This is a genomic window from Bordetella sp. BOR01 (genome assembly GCF_019218885.1).
Taxonomy (GTDB): Bacteria; Pseudomonadota; Gammaproteobacteria; order Burkholderiales; family Burkholderiaceae_B; genus Bordetella_A.
Genome location: NZ_JAHUWT010000003.1, coordinates 856,662 through 875,627, shown reverse-complemented (window position 1 = coordinate 875,627; position 18,966 = coordinate 856,662). Strand labels below are relative to the sequence as shown.

The 18,966-nt window shown below is 65.4% G+C and carries 21 protein-coding genes; 4 read left to right on the top strand and 17 right to left on the bottom strand.

The window, feature by feature from the left end; translation table 11 throughout:
- Window positions 1-42 precede the first annotated feature (42 nt).
- Both KW845_RS18980 and KW845_RS18975 read right to left on the bottom strand, forming a co-directional pair.
- Entirely contained in the window at window positions 43-2,220 is a 2,178-nt protein-coding gene (locus KW845_RS18980; protein WP_218370890.1) for a TonB-dependent receptor, read from the bottom strand.
- A 138-nt stretch (window positions 2,221-2,358) separates the two neighbouring features.
- Window positions 2,359-2,985 (bottom strand): LysE family translocator, encoded by a 627-nt coding sequence (locus KW845_RS18975; RefSeq protein WP_218370889.1) that lies wholly within the window; start codon window positions 2,983-2,985, stop codon window positions 2,359-2,361.
- A 166-nt stretch (window positions 2,986-3,151) separates the two neighbouring features.
- On the opposite strand from KW845_RS18975, the gene metC reads away from it, so the two are divergent.
- Window positions 3,152-4,342, top strand: coding sequence for a cystathionine beta-lyase (metC, locus tag KW845_RS18970; RefSeq protein ID WP_218370888.1), 1,191 nt, complete (start codon window positions 3,152-3,154; stop codon window positions 4,340-4,342).
- Between the two features lie 97 nt (window positions 4,343-4,439).
- On the opposite strand, the gene KW845_RS18965 is transcribed toward metC, so the two are convergent.
- The 4 genes from KW845_RS18965 to KW845_RS18950 all read right to left on the bottom strand — a co-directional run bounded on the left by KW845_RS18965 (window position 4,440) and on the right by KW845_RS18950 (window position 7,744).
- Window positions 4,440-5,072, bottom strand: a complete 633-nt coding sequence (locus KW845_RS18965) for a thiol:disulfide interchange protein DsbA/DsbL (protein WP_218370887.1) — start codon at window positions 5,070-5,072, stop codon at window positions 4,440-4,442.
- Window positions 5,073-5,151: 79 nt separating this feature from the next.
- Window positions 5,152-5,817, bottom strand: coding sequence for an SPOR domain-containing protein (locus KW845_RS18960; protein WP_218370886.1), 666 nt, complete (start codon window positions 5,815-5,817; stop codon window positions 5,152-5,154).
- 9 nt (window positions 5,818-5,826) lie between these two features.
- Window positions 5,827-7,512, bottom strand: a complete 1,686-nt coding sequence (gene argS / locus KW845_RS18955) for an arginine--tRNA ligase (protein WP_218370885.1) — start codon at window positions 7,510-7,512, stop codon at window positions 5,827-5,829.
- A 7-nt stretch (window positions 7,513-7,519) separates the two neighbouring features.
- Window positions 7,520-7,744, bottom strand: a complete 225-nt coding sequence (locus KW845_RS18950) for a hypothetical protein (RefSeq protein ID WP_218370884.1) — start codon at window positions 7,742-7,744, stop codon at window positions 7,520-7,522.
- Window positions 7,745-7,917: 173 nt separating this feature from the next.
- Between KW845_RS18950 and KW845_RS18945 the strand changes: the two genes are divergently transcribed.
- Together KW845_RS18945 and KW845_RS18940 are read left to right on the top strand one after the other, a co-directional pair.
- Window positions 7,918-8,271 (top strand): DUF1840 domain-containing protein, encoded by a 354-nt coding sequence (locus tag KW845_RS18945; protein WP_218370883.1) that lies wholly within the window; start codon window positions 7,918-7,920, stop codon window positions 8,269-8,271.
- A gap of 89 nt (window positions 8,272-8,360) precedes the next feature.
- Window positions 8,361-8,678 (top strand): hypothetical protein, encoded by a 318-nt coding sequence (locus KW845_RS18940; protein WP_218370882.1) that lies wholly within the window; start codon window positions 8,361-8,363, stop codon window positions 8,676-8,678.
- A gap of 13 nt (window positions 8,679-8,691) precedes the next feature.
- On the opposite strand, the gene KW845_RS18935 is transcribed toward KW845_RS18940, so the two are convergent.
- From KW845_RS18935 to KW845_RS18895, 9 genes are read right to left on the bottom strand one after another with little or no spacing between them, the layout of a single operon-like run.
- A complete protein-coding gene (locus KW845_RS18935) occupies window positions 8,692-9,657 on the bottom strand; it encodes a tripartite tricarboxylate transporter substrate binding protein (RefSeq protein ID WP_218370881.1) in 966 nt (321 codons plus the stop codon).
- A 21-nt stretch (window positions 9,658-9,678) separates the two neighbouring features.
- The gene (locus tag KW845_RS18930; protein WP_255592748.1) at window positions 9,679-10,686 is read right to left on the bottom strand and encodes a tripartite tricarboxylate transporter substrate binding protein; all 1,008 of its coding nucleotides are present in this window, start codon (window positions 10,684-10,686) and stop codon (window positions 9,679-9,681) included.
- A gap of 45 nt (window positions 10,687-10,731) precedes the next feature.
- Window positions 10,732-11,550, bottom strand: a complete 819-nt coding sequence (locus tag KW845_RS18925; protein WP_218370880.1) for a sugar phosphate isomerase/epimerase — start codon at window positions 11,548-11,550, stop codon at window positions 10,732-10,734.
- A 21-nt stretch (window positions 11,551-11,571) separates the two neighbouring features.
- A complete protein-coding gene (locus KW845_RS18920; protein WP_218370879.1) occupies window positions 11,572-11,868 on the bottom strand; it encodes a putative quinol monooxygenase in 297 nt (98 codons plus the stop codon).
- Window positions 11,869-11,893: 25 nt separating this feature from the next.
- Window positions 11,894-12,685, bottom strand: coding sequence for an aspartate/glutamate racemase family protein (locus KW845_RS18915; RefSeq protein WP_218370878.1), 792 nt, complete (start codon window positions 12,683-12,685; stop codon window positions 11,894-11,896).
- Between the two features lie 50 nt (window positions 12,686-12,735).
- Window positions 12,736-14,076, bottom strand: a complete 1,341-nt coding sequence (locus KW845_RS18910; RefSeq protein WP_218370877.1) for a CapA family protein — start codon at window positions 14,074-14,076, stop codon at window positions 12,736-12,738.
- Window positions 14,073-14,459: a cupin domain-containing protein gene (locus tag KW845_RS18905; RefSeq protein WP_218370876.1), complete on the bottom strand. Its 387-nt coding sequence runs from the start codon at window positions 14,457-14,459 to the stop codon at window positions 14,073-14,075. Before KW845_RS18905 ends, KW845_RS18910 begins: the two co-directional genes overlap by 4 nt.
- Before the next feature lie 11 nt (window positions 14,460-14,470).
- Window positions 14,471-15,319, bottom strand: a complete 849-nt coding sequence (locus tag KW845_RS18900; protein ID WP_218370875.1) for a carbon-nitrogen hydrolase family protein — start codon at window positions 15,317-15,319, stop codon at window positions 14,471-14,473.
- A gap of 5 nt (window positions 15,320-15,324) precedes the next feature.
- Window positions 15,325-16,203, bottom strand: a complete 879-nt coding sequence (locus tag KW845_RS18895; RefSeq protein WP_218370874.1) for a 3-keto-5-aminohexanoate cleavage protein — start codon at window positions 16,201-16,203, stop codon at window positions 15,325-15,327.
- A gap of 346 nt (window positions 16,204-16,549) precedes the next feature.
- Here KW845_RS18895 and KW845_RS18890 point away from each other — a divergent pair, with 346 nt between their 5' ends.
- A complete protein-coding gene (locus KW845_RS18890) occupies window positions 16,550-17,260 on the top strand; it encodes a TetR/AcrR family transcriptional regulator (RefSeq protein WP_218370873.1) in 711 nt (236 codons plus the stop codon).
- A gap of 27 nt (window positions 17,261-17,287) precedes the next feature.
- Here the strand turns inward: KW845_RS18890 and KW845_RS18885 are convergent, their stop codons facing one another.
- Both KW845_RS18885 and KW845_RS18880 read right to left on the bottom strand, forming a co-directional pair.
- Window positions 17,288-18,088 (bottom strand): carbohydrate ABC transporter permease, encoded by an 801-nt coding sequence (locus KW845_RS18885; RefSeq protein ID WP_218370872.1) that lies wholly within the window; start codon window positions 18,086-18,088, stop codon window positions 17,288-17,290.
- On the bottom strand, window positions 18,085-18,960 hold the full coding sequence (locus tag KW845_RS18880; RefSeq protein WP_218370871.1) for a carbohydrate ABC transporter permease: 876 nt from the start codon (window positions 18,958-18,960) through the stop codon (window positions 18,085-18,087). The genes KW845_RS18885 and KW845_RS18880 overlap by 4 nt, the downstream gene beginning before the upstream one ends.
- Window positions 18,961-18,966: the final 6 nt, after the last annotated feature.

The window sequence follows — 18,966 nt, the reverse complement described above, 5'->3', positions numbered from 1 at the left end:
GGGCAGGTGAAGCGGCCGGCGCACCGGCCGTTTTTTTGCCGCCTAGAATTTCAGGCTGGCGCTCAAGCTGTACGTACGCGGGTCGCCGGCCTTCACGTAGTCTGGCGACTGGTATAGCCAGTAGCGCTTGTCCGCCACATTGTTGATGCCTGCGCGGAAGGTGGTTTCGTAGCCATAGATGCGGGTGTCATAAGTGGCGCCGATGTTCACGATCGCATAGTCGGGTACCTCGACCTTGTTCGAGGCCCCCAGCATGGTGGCGCTGGTGTATTTCACATCGGCCCGCAGCCGCAGCCCCGGCAAGTTCGGCACCGAATAGGCGACCTGCGCGGCGGCCACGAACTTCGGCGCGCCCGCGACCCGGTTGCCCGTGAAATCGGAACCCCGCTTGTATTCCGAATCCAGGAACATCACGCTGCCGCCCACGTTCCAGTTATGCGCGATGCGCTTCGATGCACCCAGTTCCAGGCCTTGGAAGATCGACTTTCCGTCTTGCACCAGCTCGTTGCCCGCGTTGGTGTATTCCGCTTTTTTCTCGATGCGGAACAGGGCTGCCGTGGCGGCCCAGTCTTCGTGCTCGGTCTTGATGCCCAGTTCGTACTGCTTGCTCTTGAGCGGATCGAGTAGTTCACCGAAGTTCGCATGCACATTGCTTACCGTCGAGCCGGGTTCCAGCGCCTCGATATAGCTGGCGTAAGCCATGGTTTGCGGCGTGAAGTTGTACATCAGTGCCACGGTAGGCGTCAGCACGCCATTCTTCTTGTAGCGGGAAGACTGCGTGCCGTCCGGATCGAAGCCCTTCTGCTCGTAGTCGGTGTAGCGCAAGCCGCCTAGCACCGACCAGCCGCCCGTCAGGTCGATCGTGTCGCTGGCGAACACGGCCTTTTGCGTGATCTCGGCGGCGCGGTACAAGTCCAGGCTGCCCTGGCTGTAGTACCTGTTGGTATTCTGCGAATGCAGGTTGCCCGTACCCTGCAACTGGTACACGCCATTGCTGCTGTAGTCGTTCTTCTGCTTTTGCCATGACGCGCCCAAGACCACCTGGTGGCTCAGGGGCCCGGTGTTGAACTTGCCTTGCACCATGGCCTGCCATTGGTTGAACGAATAGTTCTCGCCATAATCCGATCGATAGTCGTCATAATCGCCGGCCTGGTTCTGCAAGAACAACACTGACTCATTGCGGCGCGTGTTGGTCGAGTTATAGGTGTAGTCGGTGCGCACCGACCAGCCGGGCGACAGTTCGTAATTCAGGCCGGTCGAGTAGTAGCGGAACTCGTTGTCGGCAAACGGGCCTTCACCGACCAGCCTGCTGCTGTTTCGCACCGGAGAAGGCAGTTCCGTGCCCTCCATGGCCCCGGCGTAAATGGTGGGTTCCTGGCCGATCACCTTGCGGTCCTGGTAGATCGACTGGAAATCCCAGGTCAGTTTTTCGCTCAGGCGCGCGTCCAGCGCCAGCGATACCGCGGTCTGGTACAGCGAGCCATTGTTATACGTGTTGCCCTCGTTGTGCGTGACATTCAGCCGATAGCCAAATCCCCCTTCTTCACCCACGCGCCCGCCCACGTCGACGTGCTGGCGGAACAGGCCCTTCGAGACGTAACCCAGCTCGACTTTGCGCACCGGGGTGTCGGTGGGGCGCTTGGTCACGTAGTTGACCAGGCCGCCTGGCGAGCCAAACCCGAACATGAAGCCGGAAGCGCCTTTCAGCAGGTCGATCTGTTCAAAATGATCGTAAGGCAAGGTCACCACGTAGCTCAGGAAGGGCCGGCCGTCGATGCGGAACGAATTCTGCCAGTCCAGCGGCAGGCCGCGCACACTCATGTAGCTGGCCCAGGCGCCGTAGGATGCGCTGTTGTCCGTGACCGAGGCATCCAGGGCAAACACGTCGCCCAGCTTGTTGACCTGCCGCTCTTCGATATCGGCCGCGGTTACCACCGTGGTCGAATACGGCGTTTCCAACTGGGTGCGGCTGCCCAACGCGCCCGTATTCACAGGCGCGTTCAGGTGCTCCAACGAGTCATCGATTGGCGCCGCCTGGACAGTAACGGCGGGCAGTTGGGCAACGTCTTGTGGGCTCGATGCTGTACCGGTCTGCGGGGAAGATGCCGACTGGGCATGGGCGCCGGCGGCGTAGGTCAGGGCCAGGGCCAGGGCAAGCGTGGTAGGCGTAGCGGCAAGATTGCGCGCACGAGCCTTTGCGGTAGAAGCAGGGCGAGCCACGTCGAAGTTCTCCAGAATGGGGAAAAAGACGACGTTGTATCGCAAATGAGAAACATTTTCAAACGCGTTAGCGATTTTGAATGTGCGCGGGAAGGATCGGGCGCCTGCCCGCCAGGGGGCGGCGGACGGTGGCGGGCCTTACCGGCTGGCCGTGGCCAGCCGCACGGCCAAACCCAGGAATACCACGCCGGCCACGCGGTTGAGCCAGCGTGCGGCCGTGGGCGAACGCTGCAGAAGCTGCCCGAAGGCGCCGGAAAAAAATGCGACGGCGCCGAACACCAGCAGGGTGGCCACCATGAACACCGCGCCCAGTTCGATGACCTGCAAGCCCACCGGCCCATGTGCCGGCGAGGTGAATTGCGGCAGGAATGCAAAGAAGAACAGCAGTACCTTGGGGTTGGTCAGGTTCATGATGATGCCGCGCCGGTACAGTGCCCCGCGTGTCATGGGCGCCGGCCGCTCGGCATGGGCCGGGCCGCCGCGCGCGCGCAGCGCTTGCCAGGCCAGGTAGGCCAGATAGGCCGCCCCGATCAGTTTCAGCGCTGTAAAGGCGTGGGGCGATGCCGCGAACACCGCCGCCAGGCCGGCGGCCACGGCGGCCGTGTGCCCCAGCAGCCCGGTGCACAGGCCCAGCACCACGAACATGCCGGCCGCGCGGCCCCAGATGGCCGATTGCATCAGCACGAACAGGTTGTCGGGCCCCGGGGTCAGGGCCAGCAAGACGGCAATGCCGAAGAAGGCAAGCAGTGTGTCCAAGGGCAGCATGGCGAAGGCGGCCGCGCGCCAGGCGCATGCCAACGGTCAAAGTGAAATGGGCTTCAAGCGTACTGCGCGCGGGCCGCGCATGGCAATCGGCATGGCCATTGCCCGCAGACGCGGCGAATCTCCTAATATCGGGGTTCCGCTTCCCGTCGTTTCATGTCGCACCACTATGGCCAAAGACCAAGCTCCGCATATCGATACGCTGCTGCAGCACACCGCCACCGCGTCGTTCAACCCGCAAACCGGTTCAGCGCCGGTCAACCTGCCGTCGATGCGGGCCAGTACCGTGCGCTTCCAGAACCTGGATGCCCTCGAGGCCGTCCAGCGCCGCAAGGCGGCGGGCGAACGCGCGGCCACCTATGGCCGCATGGGCATGGACACCCATGCCGCGCTGGAACACGTGTTTCGCGAGCTGGAAGGCGGCACGCATGCCTACCTGGCGCCGTCGGGCCTGGCCGGCATCACAATGGTCATGACCTCGCTGTTGTCGGCGGGCGATCACGCCCTGGTGGCCGATTGCGTCTACGGGCCGGTGTATGAGCTCGATGCGGCGCTGCTCAAGCGCATGAACATCGAGATCACCTACTTTTCCGCTGCCGACGACCTGGAAGCCTTGCTGCGGCCCAACACTCGCATGGTGTACGTCGAGTCGCCCGGGTCGCTGCTGTTCCAGATGCTGGATATCCCGGCCCTGGCCAGCTTTGCGCAACGCCATGACCTGGTGCTGGCGTGCGACAACACCTGGGGGTCGGGCTATGTGTACCGGCCGCTGGCGCTGGGGGCGCACGTCTCGGTCGTGGCCGGCACCAAGTACGTGGGCGGGCACTCCGACCTGATGCTGGGGGCGGTGGTCACCAACGATGCCGGCGTTGCCCAGCGCCTGAACCGCACGCAGTACGCCATGGGCTATTCGGTCAGCGCCGATGACGCCTGGCTGGCCTTGCGCGGCGTGCGCACCCTGCCCATACGCATGGCGCAGCATGCGCGCCATGCCTTGCAGGTATGCGAATTCCTGGCCACGCGTCCCGAAGTGGCGCGCATCTACCATCCGGCCTGGCCGGCCGATCCGGGCCATGCGCTGTGGCAGCGCGATTGCACGGGTTCGAACGGCATGCTGGCCGTCGAGTTGCGCCTGTCGCCCGAGGCCTCGCGCCGCTTCGTCGATGCGTTGCAGTTATTTGGTATCGGTTTTTCGTGGGGCGGCTTCGAAAGCCTGGTGCAGTGGGTCACGCGCGGCGAACTGGCGCGCCACCGCTACTGGACGGGCGGCGACAACGCCCTGGTGCGGCTGCACATCGGATTGGAAGACCCCAGGGACCTGATCGCCGACCTGGCGCAGGCCCTGGAAGCGGCCGCTTGAAGTCGAGTCCCACCCCCGAAGCGCTACGCGTTCCCCGCTCTGGGGGCACGGGCTTGCGCTGCGAGTGGTGAACTACCGACCCAGGTGGCCGCTTGCCTTATTGCTGGCGTGCCATGGGGATGAGCTTGTCGACTTCCTGCAGGGCGCCGTCGTAGCTGTTGCCGGCCATGGCAGGCGAGGTCAGGTACTTGCCGCCCACGCCGAAGGCCGGCGTGCCGTCGATGTTATAGGCCTGGGCCAATTGGTCGGCCCGCTGCACTTGGGTCTGCACGCTGAACGAATCGAAGATCGAATCGAACTTGGCGCGGTCGACGCCCTGCTCGGCCACCCAGTCACCCATGGCTTTCTTGTCGAACAGGCGCTTGCGCTCGACGTGCATGGCGGTGAACACCTTGGCATGCAGGTCGGGGCGGTTGAGAGTTTGCAGGGTGTAGTACAGCTGCTGCAGGGGCTTCATGCTGGCATTGAAGGCGACGGGCACCTGCTTGAGCACCACGTCTTGGGGCGCCGTCTTGGCCCAGGCTTCGACCATGGGTTCCATGGTGGCGCAATGCGGGCAGCTGTAGGCGAAGAATTCCAGCACTTCGACCTTGCCCGGGGTGTCGGACGGCAGCGGCGGGTTGATGGCGGCGTACGGCTGCGCGCCCTGGGCCTGGCTGGCCGGCGCGAACAGGGTGGATGCGGCCAACGCCGCGGCAGCAACAAGGCGGGTAAGCGTAGAGAACTGCATCGGGCGTGTTCCTGAGTGAAAAGTTACGGTTACAGACCAATGGCGTCGCGCATAAGTTCAATGGGCGGGCGGCCGCCGGCTATTGGCGCACCACCGCCGATTCGATCTTGTTTTCGCCCAGGCGGCTGCGGGCGCGGTTCATGTCGTCCAGCCGCGCGAACGGGCCGACCCGCACGCGGTTGATCTGCATCCCATTGACCTCGGCGCGTTGTACGGCCACCGGCAAGCCCAGCAGCAGGATGCGCGCCTTCAGCGCTTCGGCGTCTTCCAGCACGCGGTAGGCACCGGCCTGCAGGAAGTATTTGCCGCTAGCTGGCGCCGGTGCCGGCGCGCGGGCCGGCGGGGTCGCCCGCGCGGCTGGCGCCTGGGGTTGCGCGCCGCCCGGGGGCAGCGTGGCGATCAGCGCGCCGAGTTCGTCGGACGGGCCCTTGGGCGGCGGCGGTACCGAAGGCTGCACCCCCGGCAGCGGCGCGGGGGCCGTGGCGGTGGGGCCACTGGGCGGCGTGCCGGCCGCGCCGTCGCGCCCGTACAGCCCCAGATTGGGATCGGGGGCCTGGCGCGGGTCGGGCAATTGGGTGCGGTCGGGTTCGCGGGTGGCGCGGTCGACGAACGGCATGGGCGCTTTCGTAACGTAGAACGCCACGACGGCTGCGATGATCAGGCCGATCAGCAGGCCTGCCAGGGCGCCGTACATGGTGCTGCCGCGTTGGTTGGGTTGTCGGGACGTTTTTCGTTTGGTGGCCATGGATACAGCTTACATCCGTTGCGGAGCGGACACGCCCAGCAGCGCCAGGCCATTGGCCAGCACCTGCCGCGTCGTGGCGGCCAGGCGCAAGCGGGCCAGTTTCAGGGGTTCGTCGTCGACCAGTACGCGCTCGGCGTTGTACCAGGCGTGGAAATCGGATGCGCAGTCGCGCAGCCAGAACGCGATATGGTGCGGCGCCAATTCTTGGGCGGCCTGCGCCACCACCTGCGGGAAGCCCGCCAGCCGCTGCATCAGCGCGAACTCGGATGGCGCCGCCAGCAGGGCGGTGTCGGCCTGCGCGACACGGGCATCGTCGGCGCCCGCGTTGGCGATCATCGAGCAGATGCGGGCGTGGGCATACTGGATGTAGTACACCGGGTTTTCGTCACTTTTCGATAGCGCCAGGTCGATGTCGAACACGAATTCCGTGTCGGCTCGGCGCTGGATCAGGAAGTAGCGCACCGCATCGCGGCCCACCCAGTCGATCAGGTCGCGCAGGGTGACGTAGCTGCCGGCGCGCTTGGAGATCTTGACCTCTTCGCCGCCGCGCATCACCTTCACCATCTTGTGCAGGACGTAGGCGGGATAGTCTTTGGGAATGCCCTCTTCCAGGGCCTGCAGGCCGGCGCGCACCCGCGCCACGGTGCCGTGGTGGTCGCTGCCCTGGATGTTGACGGCGCGATGAAAGCCGCGTTCCCATTTGGCCTTGTGGTAGGCCACGTCGGGTACGAAGTAGGTGTAGCCGCCTTCGCTTTTGCGCATGACGCGGTCTTTGTCGTCGCCGGTGCCCAGCTCGGTGGTGCGCAGCCACAGCGCGCCTTCCTGTTCGTACGTATGACCCTTGGCGACCAGGGCCTGCACGGTCTGTTCGACCCGGCCCGACGTATACAGCGAGCTTTCCAGGTAGTAGTTGTCGAAGGCCAGGCCGAAGGCCTGCAGGTCCAGGTCTTGTTCGCGGCGCAGGTAGGCCACGGCGAACACCCGGATATCGTCCAGGTTGTCGATGTTGCCGGTGGCCGTCACGGCCGCGCCGTCGGCGGCCTGCAGGGTCTTGCCGGCGATGAAGTCTTGCGCGATGTCGACGAGGTAGTCGCCCTTGTAGCCGTCGGCCGGGTAGTCGGGCGAATCGGGGGCGATGCCGCGGGCGCGCGCCTGCACGCTGATCGCCAGGTTCTGGATCTGGTTGCCGGCGTCGTTGTAGTAGAACTCGCGGGTGACTTCCCAGCCGGTGGCCTCGTACAGGCGGCAAATGGCATCGCCCAGCGCCGCCTGGCGGGCGTGGCCCACGTGCAGGGGGCCGGTGGGGTTGGCCGACACGAACTCGACCAGCACTTTATCGCCCGTGGCGGGCGTGCGCCCGTAGGCCTGGCCCTGGTCGGCCACGGCCTGCACGACAGCCTGGCGGGCGGCGGCGGTGATGCGGAAATTGATGAAGCCCGGGCCGGCGATCTCGGCGCTTTCGACCAGCGCGCGGGCCGCGGTTTCGGCCATCAGGGCGTCGACGATGGCCTGGGCCAGTTCGCGCGGATTGCGCCGCGCCGGCTTGGCCAGTTGCATGGCGACGTTGGTGGCCACGTCGCCGTGGGCGGCGACCTTGGGGCGCTCGAGCAGCACCTGGGCCTGGGCCTCGGGCAATGCACGCGCCACGGCGGCCTGGATCAGCGAGATGAGTTGTTGTTGTTGCTCGGGGAGCATGGAGGAATCAGAAGAAAGTTTTTAGGATCAGCGACAGCACGCCTGCCAAGCCCATGCCCGTCATCCACTTCAAGAGCACGATGTCGGTCTTCACGGGGGCCAAGCCTTCCATGAGGGCTTCTTTGGCGGCCAGGGGGTGACGGCACGCCGTAAGTCGTCTTTGGTGGGCGGCGGTAAGCCGTTTGACGACGGCGTGGGTGTACGTATGCGTGTCGAAAACCATGGCATTCACGGGAATATCCTAGATCATAGCGTGGATTTGGCGTCTTTTCCGATAGCGGGGCCGCATCTTGCGCTCTGGCGGCGGGCCGTCCATCGGACGGCCCCTATGCTCGTATCCTGCCATTGGCGCCAGCCGGCGCATTGCGGTAGTGTATGGAAGTATCCACTGTGGGAGTCCGCAATATGCTCATCAAGTTTCATTCCAAGGCGGTCGCCGAAGTCCTGATGCTGTCGCACAATGCCGCTCCGCTGCTGCGCGCGGCCGGCAAGTCCTTTGGCGACAATGTTCCCGAGCGCGGCGTATTTACCCGCGACCAGCTTCAGGCGGCCATCGACGGCATCGAAGCCGCCATCGCGGCCGACGAACGCGCCCACCCTGGCCAGAACGACGATGCCGACGATCACGACAAGGCGCCGGTGCACCCCGTTGCCCAAACCGTCGAGCTGCACCAGCGGGCGTTCCCGCTGCTGGACATGATGCGCCGTTCGCTGGCCGAAGACGCCGACGTTACCTGGGAGGCCACCAAGGGCTGGTAGGCTTGCGGCAATGTCGCAGGTCTGACAGTCTGCGGCCCCCTTGGCACGGCATACTGGCGCCATCTTTTCTTACACATCCGGAGCCCGCCATGCGCAGCGACGTGACCGTCATATTCGATGCCCGCCGGACGGTCGATCTGTCCGTCGACGTGGCGCCTTCCCCGCAGGCCGCGAGCGATGCCCGCGACTGGTTCGAGGCGGCCTGGGACACCCTGGGCTGCGAGCCGCTGCGGCCCAGCGGCAAGGTGCTGCTGCTGGACAAGATCATGGGCGTGGCCGATGCACTGGGCTACGACGTGCTGTCATCCGATGCCAAGGAAAGCGGCGAATTCGCCCAGCACGCCGCCCTGGCCCTGGACAAGCCACGCATCATCGTCGACTTGCCGGGCCTGTCGGTCGGTTATTGACGGGCGTTCGCCCCTATTGCGGCGCGATGCCGGCGGTCTTGATCAGGTCGCGCAGGCGCGCGATATCGCTGGCAATCAGTTCACCGAATGCTTCGGACGTACTCCATGCCGGCTGCGCGGCCTGCGACTGCAGCGCCGCGATGACGGCCGGGTCGGCGAGCGCCTTGCGCACCGCGCCATTCAATGTCGCGATGGCCGTCGCCGGTGTGCCCGCCGGCGCTACCAAGCCCAGCCATGCCGAGAAGCGATAGCCCGGCAGCGTGTCGGCTACCGTGGGCACGTCGGGCAGCAGCGGGCTGCGAGCCTCGCCCGTGACAGCCAGTGCCAGCAGGCGTCCCGACTGGATGTGCGGCAATGCCACCGCAAGGCTCTCGAACGACAGGTCGATCTGGCCGCCCACCAGGTCTTTCATGGATGGCGCGCTGCCTTTGTAGGCAACATGCGTGGTCTTGATACCGGCCATGCTGTCGAAGAGCTCGCCGGACAGATGCATCGACGTACCCACTCCCGCCGAGCCGCGATTGAGTTTCCCAGGGTGCGCCTTGGCGTAGCGGATCAGCTCGTCCAGGGTGCGGGCGGGTACTTGCCGCGGGTTGATGACCACCACCAGCGGATAGGTCACCAGGGTCGAGATCGGGGTGAAGTCCTTGATCGCGTCGTAGTTCAGTTGCTTGTATAGCGACGGATTGGCGCCATGCGTACTGATGGTGCCCATCAGCAAGGTGTAGCCGTCGGGCTGGGCCCGGGCGGCGGCGGCCGCGCCCAGGCTGCCGCCGCCGCCCGCGATATTCTGCGCCACGACCGGTACGCCCAATTCGCTTGCCATGCGTTCGCCTACGATGCGCGCGGTCTGGTCTGTGGGGCCGCCGGCGGCCGCCCCGACGATGATGTGTATCGGTTTGGCGGGATAGCCGGCCTGTGCCGGCAGCGGCGCCACGGCCAACGCCGCGGCGCAAAGCAGTGCTTGGCGGATATTCATGATGGTGTCCTGGTGGGCCGTTCAGTTCGGCTGGATATGGGCGAGTTCAATGACTTGCCGGGCGCGCGCGGTCTCGTCCTGGATGAAATCGGCAAATTGCTCGGAAGAGCCTGGCCGCGTGATGACGCCCAGGGCATGCAGGCGTTCTTTCATGGCGGGATCATCCAGCGCGGCGCGCACCGCTTGATTCAAGCGTGCCACGATGGCGGGCGGGGTTCCGGCGGGGGCCACCAGGCCCCACCAGACGGCCTCTTCATAGCCGGGCAGGCCGGCTTCGGCAGCCGTGGGGACATCGGGCAAGATGGCCAGCCTTTCCTTGGCGGCCACCGCCAGCGCCCGCAGGCGGCCGGCGCGTATGTGCTGCATGGCCTCGGCGGGATTGACCGGCATGTACGAGATACGCCCGCCCAGCAGGTCGGTCATGGCGGGAGCGGCGCCGCGGTAAGGGACGTGCAGCACGTCGATGCGGGCAGCGATCTTCAGCGATTCGCCGGCCAGGTGCGACGAGCTGCCATTGCCAGAGCTTGCATAGCTAAGCGTGCCCGGCGACTTGCGCGCCGTATCCAGCAGTTCCTGCAGCGTGCGCAGTGGGGAATCGGCGGGCACCACGATCATGAGTGGGGCGTAGCCCACCTGCGCCACCGCTGCAAAATCGCGCAGGCCGTTGAAGCGCAGATCGGGATACAGCGAATTGTTGGTGGCCAGCGAGTTGGCCGCCATCAATAGTGTGTAGCCGTCGGCGGCCGCATGTGCCGCGGCCTCCATGCCGATGTTCGAGCCTGCGCCGGGCTTGTTTTCCACCAGCACGGGTTGCCCGAGGCGCGCGGCCAATTGCTGGCCGGTCAGGCGGGCCAGCGCATCGACGGCGCCGCCGGCGGTATAGGGCACGATGATGCGCAAAGGCTGCGACGGCCAGTCGCCGGCCTGCGCGGTGGTGCCGCAGGCTGCCAGCGCAATGCCCAGCGCCGCCAGCAGCAGCCTGCCGGCCGCCGGTCGGCCACAGGCCATCGAGAGTATCGTCTTGAACATGTTTGTCTCCGGTGTGGCGCTTGCGCGCCTTGTCATAGGTTCCCGTCAGGCGCGTTCGAGCGACATGCAACGCTGCACGCATATCCGGGTAACGTCGGTGGGATCGCGCGCCCACCAGTCGGTCGAGAAAATCTCGACTTCATACGGGCCGCGATAGCCGTTTGCCTCCAGGCGGCGCACCATGCCGGCCACGTCGGCCGCGCCATCGCCGACCATGGCGCGATCAGTGACGGGATGCCGGGTCGGTACGCGCCAATCGCACAACTGCACCGTGGATACGGCCTGCAAATAAGGCGGCGCCAGATAACGGTCCAGGTCCGGATCCCACCAGCAATGGAAAACGTCCAGCACCACGCTGGCGGCAGGGCCCAGGGCATCGCACAAGCGATGGGCCTGCGCCAGCGTATTGACGCAGCCCCGCTCGGCGGCATGCATGGGATGAAAGGGCTCGATGCCCAGGCGTACGCCTGCCTGGCTTGCGTGCGCCTGGGCCTCTTGCAGCACGTCGTACAGCCGCGCGCGCGCAGCGTGCAGGCTGGCGTGCGTACCCATGCCGCCGCCCACGAACACGATCGTGGCCGCGCCGATCTCGGCCGCCTCGTCGATGGCCCGTCGGCAATCGTCGCGTGCCGTATGGGGGCCCTGCGCATCCAGCAATGCAAGATCGCCTGCCTTGCACAGCGAGGGCACCAGCAGGCCAGTGTCGCGCAGCAGGCGGCGAGCTTGGGGCAATCCGCATTCGGCCAACTTGTCGCGCCAGATGCCGATGCCGCCCACCCCCTGCCTTGCGTAGCCCTGTATGGCTTGGGCCAGCGACCAGCGGGGAGTGGTGATCTGGTTGATGGCCAGGCGCTGCAGTTCCATGGTGGCGGTTGCGCAGCGTGGCTAGGCCAGCACGTCGCAGATGGTGATCGTGCGGCTGACGATCCAGTCTTTATAAGTTTCGCGCACGAACTTCAGGCCTGAATTCTCCATGTGGTCATCCAGGGCTTCGCGGCTGGTGTAGCCCTCTACCAGAAAGACTTTGTGCGGCTCGTCATCGGGCAGCAGCACGTCGAACTGCAGGCACTCGCTTTCGCGGCGGGCGGTACGGCTGGCATGGCCGTGCATGATGGTCAGGAACTTGTCGCGATGTTCCGGCTTGATTTCAAACTCGACCACCAGCATCACTTTCTTTGTCATTGCTGTCTCCTTCATTAGAAAAAAGTCATCCCCGCAGGGCATCGATCTGGCGCACTTGCGCCACGCGGTCGATGTATTCCTGTGCGGGGGCTTGGTAAAGCAGCTTGCGGCTGATGTGCACGCCCGTCAGTTCGCGCATGGCCACCGCCAGCTCGGAAGCCTTCACCAGCAGCCGGTAGCAGTCCAGCAAAGGCACGCCATCGACTTCGAAGATGCCGCGCTGGGCTAGCAAGGTGGCAGAGGGGCCGGCGGGGATGACGACCTCGGCACCCTGCGCGATGCAGCGGCGGCTGGCTGCCAGGATCTGCGCCACGCAGTCGTCGCCCAGCGCCGGATCCGTGAACACGGCATCAAAACCGCGGATGTTGTCGAAGCCGATGGCCTCGACGCTACTCAAGCGGTCTCGCAAGCCATAGCCGATGGGGATCTCGCGGTAGCGCGGCACCATCTTCATGTTGGGCACCACCAGCCCGAAGCGTTCGCCCATCGTGCAGGCGTGGAAACAGCACACTTCCATGAACGACACCACGGGGATGTCCATGATCTCGCGCAGTTCGACCAGCGCGGGGTCGAGCGAGTTGGCCAGCACGAAAGCGTCGTAGCCGCCTTCTTTGCGGATGTTTAGCGCGTTGTCGATGATCTCGCGAACGTCGTAGTTCCAGAACAGGCGGTATTGGTCGCCCAGTGCGCCTTGCCGGGTGCCGCGCACTTCCACGCGGGTGTCCGGCAATGCAGCGCCGTCGCACAGGGCCTGTGTGGCGGCAATGAAGTTCTGCATGCCTGTTTCCGAAGACACTAGCTGGTACCAGAGTTTCATGGTCGAAGATTCCTGTTGGTGAAGGGAACGTAAAAAGGGGGCCGGCCCGGCTAGGGGCCATGCAATACACAGGCTTTCTCATCCAGTCGCAAACGCGTGCCGTGCTGGCGGCTGCAGGCTGCGATCTTCTCCAGCAGCCCGATGCCGTCCGCATTGCGGGCCAGGTGCGGCACGCCCGTCGGCGTGTCGTGACCGGGCTGCCACAGCGTTATCGGATGAATCTCGAATGAAGGCGAGCCGTGCCGGTGCAGCGATAGCCGCAGCAGCATCGCTTCCCAGTAGTCGAGCCGCTGAAAGAAACCGGCACGTTCGCGGCGCGCCTGGTAGGCTTGCGCCAGCGTGGCGTCGCGCATTGCGTATGCTTCAAGAAAATCGGCCGGCTGGCGCGGGTAGCGGTACGGTTGAAACACAAAGGCGCCGATGCCGTAGAAGATGGGTTTGCCCTGCCAGATCTCCACGGCGCGCACGCCATGCTCGCCATGGCCGATGACCGCATCGGCCCCGGCCTCGATGGCACGCCGGCAGGCCACTTGGGCAAACGCGGCGGGGTGCTGCGGGTCGTGATCGAATTCGTGGGTGTGCAGGCAGGCCACGACGAAATCCGCATGTTCTCCGGCCTGCCGCACACTGTCTTCCAGGTCTTGCAGATCGTCTGGCGCTGGCCAGGATTCGGTGGCATAACCGTCCGAACGGATGAATTCAGTGCCGAAGAACGACAGCGCGTCGGCCTCGGCGGCGCCATGTTCGCGGTCATAGTCGCGCGCCAACGCTCGCTCGCGATGCCGGCCCTGGGCCTGGGCCGGCAATTGCGCCGCGATGCGTTGCAGGGCCGCGAATGCCTCGGCATCGATCCGATGCGCGGTGCCGAAGCGCAGCGGCGCCACGCCTGGCCGGCCCGGCACGCCTACACCGGGACGGCCGGCGCGGGCTTGCGGCAAATACGATGAGGATGCCGCGATGACCGCCAGTCGTCCGGCCGGCGTATCCACGTAGGCTGGCTGGCGGGCGGCGGCCAGGTCGGTGCCGGTCCCGGCTTGTGCGATACCGAGTTGGCGCAGCGCTTCCCAGGTGCTGGACAAGCCCGCATCGCCGTAGTCGCCGGCATGGTTGTTGGCCGTGGACACCACGTCCAGACCCAGCCATTGCAGTTCGGAGCCCAGGCTGGCCGGGGCGCCCGCCCACGCACCGGGCGCTTGCGCAGCACCCGCGAGGTCGTCGCCCAGCAACAGGCATTCCAGGTTGGCCAGCCGCACATCCGCACTGCGCAGCGTCTGCACGGCGTCCAGGAATGCCGGATGGGCCTCGCCGCGCAAAGGGCTGCCCAGGTACAAGTCACCCACCGCCGCCAGCGTCAGCGTGCGAGGGCATGCATCGGCCGCGCTCTTGCTCATGGCTGGTCCCGCCCGCCGCGCGAGAAGAAGGGGTGGCCGTCGTCGAATACATTGGGCTGGTTGAAAATCGACAGGAACACCGCCCCTTGCGGCGCATGGGCAATGTGGCGGTTGCCCGCCGGGCGCCACACGAAGTCGCCCGCGTTGGCGCTGCCTTCGTCATCGACCAGCGTGCCCTCCAGCATGTAGGTCATTTCCAATGCGGTGTGCTCGTGGCTGGGCACGACCGCGCCTGGCGCCAGCTTGAACAGGATGGCCGAGCGTCCGGCCTCGTCCTGGTACAGGACTTTCATTTCGATGCCGTCGAAGGCCGTGGCCTGCCAGGGCATCTGGGCGGTTTCGACGAAGCGGGAGCGATGTTCCGGTGCATTGATGATCGGCATGGGTAGGTTCGCTAGGGGTTCGGAAAAGGGAAGCGGCGCAGCTCGAAGGGGCGTTCGTGCATCAGCGCGGGCAAGGCCGCTTGTGTGTGGGCGACCTGGTCCAGGTCCAGCTCGCATAACAGGATGTCGGGTGCGTCGCCCGCCTCGGCGATGACCGTGCCCCAGGGGTCGACCACCAGCGAATGCCCGAAGGTTTGCCAGCGGCCGGGATGCTCGCCGCAGGTGGCCGCGGCAACGACGTAGCAGCCGTTCTCGATGGCACGGGCCCGCAGCAGCGTGTGCCAGTGGCCCCGACCCGTTTCCCGGGCGAACGCGGCAGGCACGCACAGCACGACGGCACCGGCTTGGGCCAGCCGGCGATACAGGGCGGGAAAGCGCAGGTCATAGCAAATGCTCAGGCCGACCGGACCCCAGGGGGTATCGGCCAACGCGGCGTGGGTGCCCGCCTGGTAGGCGCGCGATTCGGCGATATCGCGGCCATCCGGCAGGTGCGCATCGAACAAGTGCACTTTGTCGTATTCGGCGACGATATGCCCTGCATCATCGAGCAGTAGGCTGCGGTTGGCCAGCTTGTGCGGCGGTCCGGGCAGTTTTACCGTCAGGCTGCCGGCCAGCAGCCAGATGCCATGTCCGCGTGCGCAAGCTTGCAGGGCGGGCAGCGCCGGATGCTGATTCAAGGCGGCGGCCGCTTGTGTCATGGCGCGGCCGCTACGGTCCAGGAAGGCTGCGAACTCGGGCAGCACGATCAGTTGTGCGCCGGCTGCCGCGGCGGCAGCCACCTGCATGCGGATGGCGTCCAGGTTGGCATCCATGTCGTTGCCTGGACATAGCTGGATGCAGCCGATCTTGAGCATGGCCATGGCGGTTATGCGGCCGCCAGTCCCAGCTTGCGGCGCGCCTGGGCGGGGGTTGCCAGGCTGTGGCCCAGCGCGGCCGCGATGGCTGCGGCCTTGTCGACCAGTTGGGCGTTCGATTGCGCTTGCACCCCCTTGTCGAGATAGAAGTTGTCTTCCAGGCCGACGCGGATCTGCCCGCCCAGCAACAGCGATTGGGCCACCATGGGGAACTCGTGGCGGCCGATGCCGAACGCCGCCCAGATGGCATCGCGGCCGATCGCGTTGCGCAGCAGCAGCATGGTTTCGGTGCTGGCCGGCGCTCCCCACGGAATGCCCAGGGCGAACTGGAAGATCGAATCGGCTGCAATGGTGCCGTCTTCGATCATCTTGCGCGCCAGCGCCAGGTGCCCGGTATCGAATATCTCGAGCTCGATTTTGACGCTGGCCGGAATGGCGGCAGCGATCGCCGCGATCTGGCTGGCGGTATTGATGAGCGCACCTGCGCCGAAATTGACCGAGCCCATGTCCAGCGTGCAGATCTCGGGCAGCAGCTCGATCACGTGGTTTACCCGCTCGAGCGGCGGGCGCACGTTCGAGCCGGGGGCTGCGCCGTTGGCCTGGTCCAGGGCGGGCACATATCGTGCGCCCGGGCCGGTGGTCAGGTTGATGATGACATCCGAGCCGCTATCGCGGATGCGCTGCACCACTTCGCGGTAGTGCTCGCCTGCCATGCTGGGCTTGCCGGTTCGAGGGTCGCGGACGTGGATATGCACGATGGCCGCGCCCGCCCGGGCGGCTTCGACCGAGGCCTGGGCAATCTGTGCGGGGGTGACGGGTAGCTGGGGATACCGGCTGGCGACATCGTCGCCGCCCGTGACGGCACAGGTAAGGATTACTGGCTCGCTCATACTGCCTCTCCAAATTAAAACAATCGATTGATTTATTGTTATCAACAAACCCGGTGCGAGTTCTCTGCGAAGATCTTCATCATTTCGATCGAATCCTAGTATTCATGCGGGATAACGGCAAGTGTTTTCTCATTTTTCATCTGATTCTTATCTGTCGTTCATTGAATTGTTTCGTATTTCGAACCACTGAATTGAGAAATTTGATCAGAAATAGGGCTTTTTCAGTCAAATAAAATAAACATACGTTTTAAATTCAACCCGGACTGCGCGGTAAGATGCCGAACACCGCTATAACTGTCCCCGTATCGCGGTTTGGCCCACCTGTTTCCACGTTGCGCCCGTTTCCATGAACGCTTCCAAGCCGGCCCAACAGGCCGCTCTTGCCGCAGGCCCCTCCAAAGCCAAGACAGCCTTGGGCGAACAGACCCGTACCGAGATCCTCGACGTGGCCGAGGCGATCTGCGCGCGCGAAGGGTTCGAGGGCCTGTCCATCCGCGCGATCGCCAATGTGGCAGGCGTGAACGTGGCGGCCATCAGCTATTACTTTGGGTCCAAGCGGCAGTTGTTCGAGGCGATGTTTCGCCGCCGGGTGGTGCCGGTCAATGAAGAGCGGCTGGCGATGCTGGAACAATGCCGGCTGCGGCAAGACGGCGACTACCTGGAAAGCGTGATCCGGGCCTTTATCACGCCGCCCATGAAGCTGACTGATTTCATCGACCCCAGCGGGCGCCCGGCATTGGTGGTGATGCAATTCCTGGCGCGCGTGTTCGCCATGCCGGGTGAAGACGCGTTTCTGTTGGAATACTACGAACCGGTGCGCAGCCGTTTCGTCGAGGCCCTGTGCCGCGGGCTGCCCGACCTGCACCTGGAAGACGTGATCTGGCGCTACAACCTGATGGTGGGGGCGCTGATCTATGCCATGGCGGGTACCGCGCGCATGACGCGGGTGCCCCAGGCTTTTCCCGACAGCCTGCCCCATCCGCCGGCCTCGGCCGACGAGGCCATCAATCAGATGGTGCGCTTCCTGAGCGGCGGCATGCGCGCACCCAAGGCCTGAGCCGACGCGAAGGGCGCGCAGCCCTGGCTAGCGTATCCCCGCCCGCATGAACGATTGCACGAACTGCCGCTGAAACAGCAGGAACCCGACCAGCAGCGGCGCGGCCGACAGCAGCGTGGCGGCCGTGATCACCGACCAGTCGATGCCCTGGTCGGTGGCCGCGAATACCTGCAGGCCCACGGTCAGCGGGCGCGACTCGACCGAATTGGTGATGATCAGCGGCCACAGGAAGTTGTTCCAGTGGTGGCTGACCGACACCAGCCCGTAGGCTACGTAGATGGGCTTGGCCAGCGGCACATATACCTTCATCAGGATTTGCAGCGGCCCGGCGCCTTCCACGCGCGCGGCTTCTTCCAGTTCGCGCGGGACGGTCTTGAAGGTTTGCCGCAGCAGGAAGATGCCGAAGGCCGACGCGAAGTACGGCAGGCCCACCGCGAACACCGTGTCGCGCACCCCCAGCAGGCTCATCGAGCGGTAGTTCTCGACCAGCAGCACGTCGGGCATGATCATGAGTTGCAGCAGCACCAGCATGAACACCAGGTCGCGGCCGCGGAACTCGAAGCGCGCGAAGGCATAGCCCGCCAGGGTCGACAGCACCAGCTGCGCCGCCAGAACCATGGTGACCAGCATGAAGGTGTTCAGGAAATAGCGCGGGAACGGCGCCGCATGCCAGGCGCGGCTGAAGTTCTCGAGCGTCAGCGGCGCCAGCAGGTCGAAACGGGTGGCGTAGGCGGGCGGATGGAAGGCCGCCCACAACGCGTACGCCAGCGGCAAAATCCACAGCAGGCCCAGCAGCCAGGCGCCCAGGGTATCGAGCTTGTGGGTCATTGGTAGTGCGTCCTGCGGTCGAGCCAGCGAAACTTCACCAGCGCGGTAATGGCCAGTATCAGCAGCAGCACCACGGTCAGCGTGGCCGCATACGAGGTGTCCCAGAAACTGAAGCCCACCTGGTAGATGTAGAACAGCAGCAGCGTGCTGGCGTTATCGGGGCCGCCGCGCGTCATGACCACTACGTGGTCCACCAGCCGGAAGGCATTGATCAGCGCATTGACCAGCACGAACAGCGTGGTGGGCATCAGCAGCGGCCACAGAACCCGCCGGAAGTACTGCCAGCGCGATGCGCCTTCCAGCAGCGCAGCCTCGCGCAGCGAGGGCGATACCGTCTGCAGGGCCGCCAGATAGAAGATCATGAAGAAGCCGGCTTCTTTCCAGACGGTGACGACCATCAGCGCCGGCAGCGCCGTATCGCGGCTGCCCAGCCAATTGGGGCCGGCCATGCCGAACCAGCCCATCACCTGCGCGATCAGGCCGTACTGCGGTGTATAGAAGAACAGCCAGATATTGGCCACCGCCACCATGGGCAGCACCGTGGGCGTGAAATACGCCATGCGCAGGAAGCCGCGCCCGGCCAGGTTGCGGTTGACCCACAGGGCCATGACCAGCGCAATGGCGATCGAGGTGGGGATCGTGCCCAGCGCAAACCACAGGTTGTTCCATAGCGATTGCCAGAACACCGGGTCGTCACGCATCAGCGCGTAGTTTTCCAGCCCCACGAAGCGCGCCGGCCGGCTGCCCCGTGGAGTGGAAAAGAAGCTGTGCCACAGCGTGGCCAGCGCCGGGTAGTGCGTGAACGCGGCCAGCAGCACCAGGGCCGGCAGCAGCAGCAGCCAGCCATACACCGCTTGCACAGACCGGTTCATCGCGCC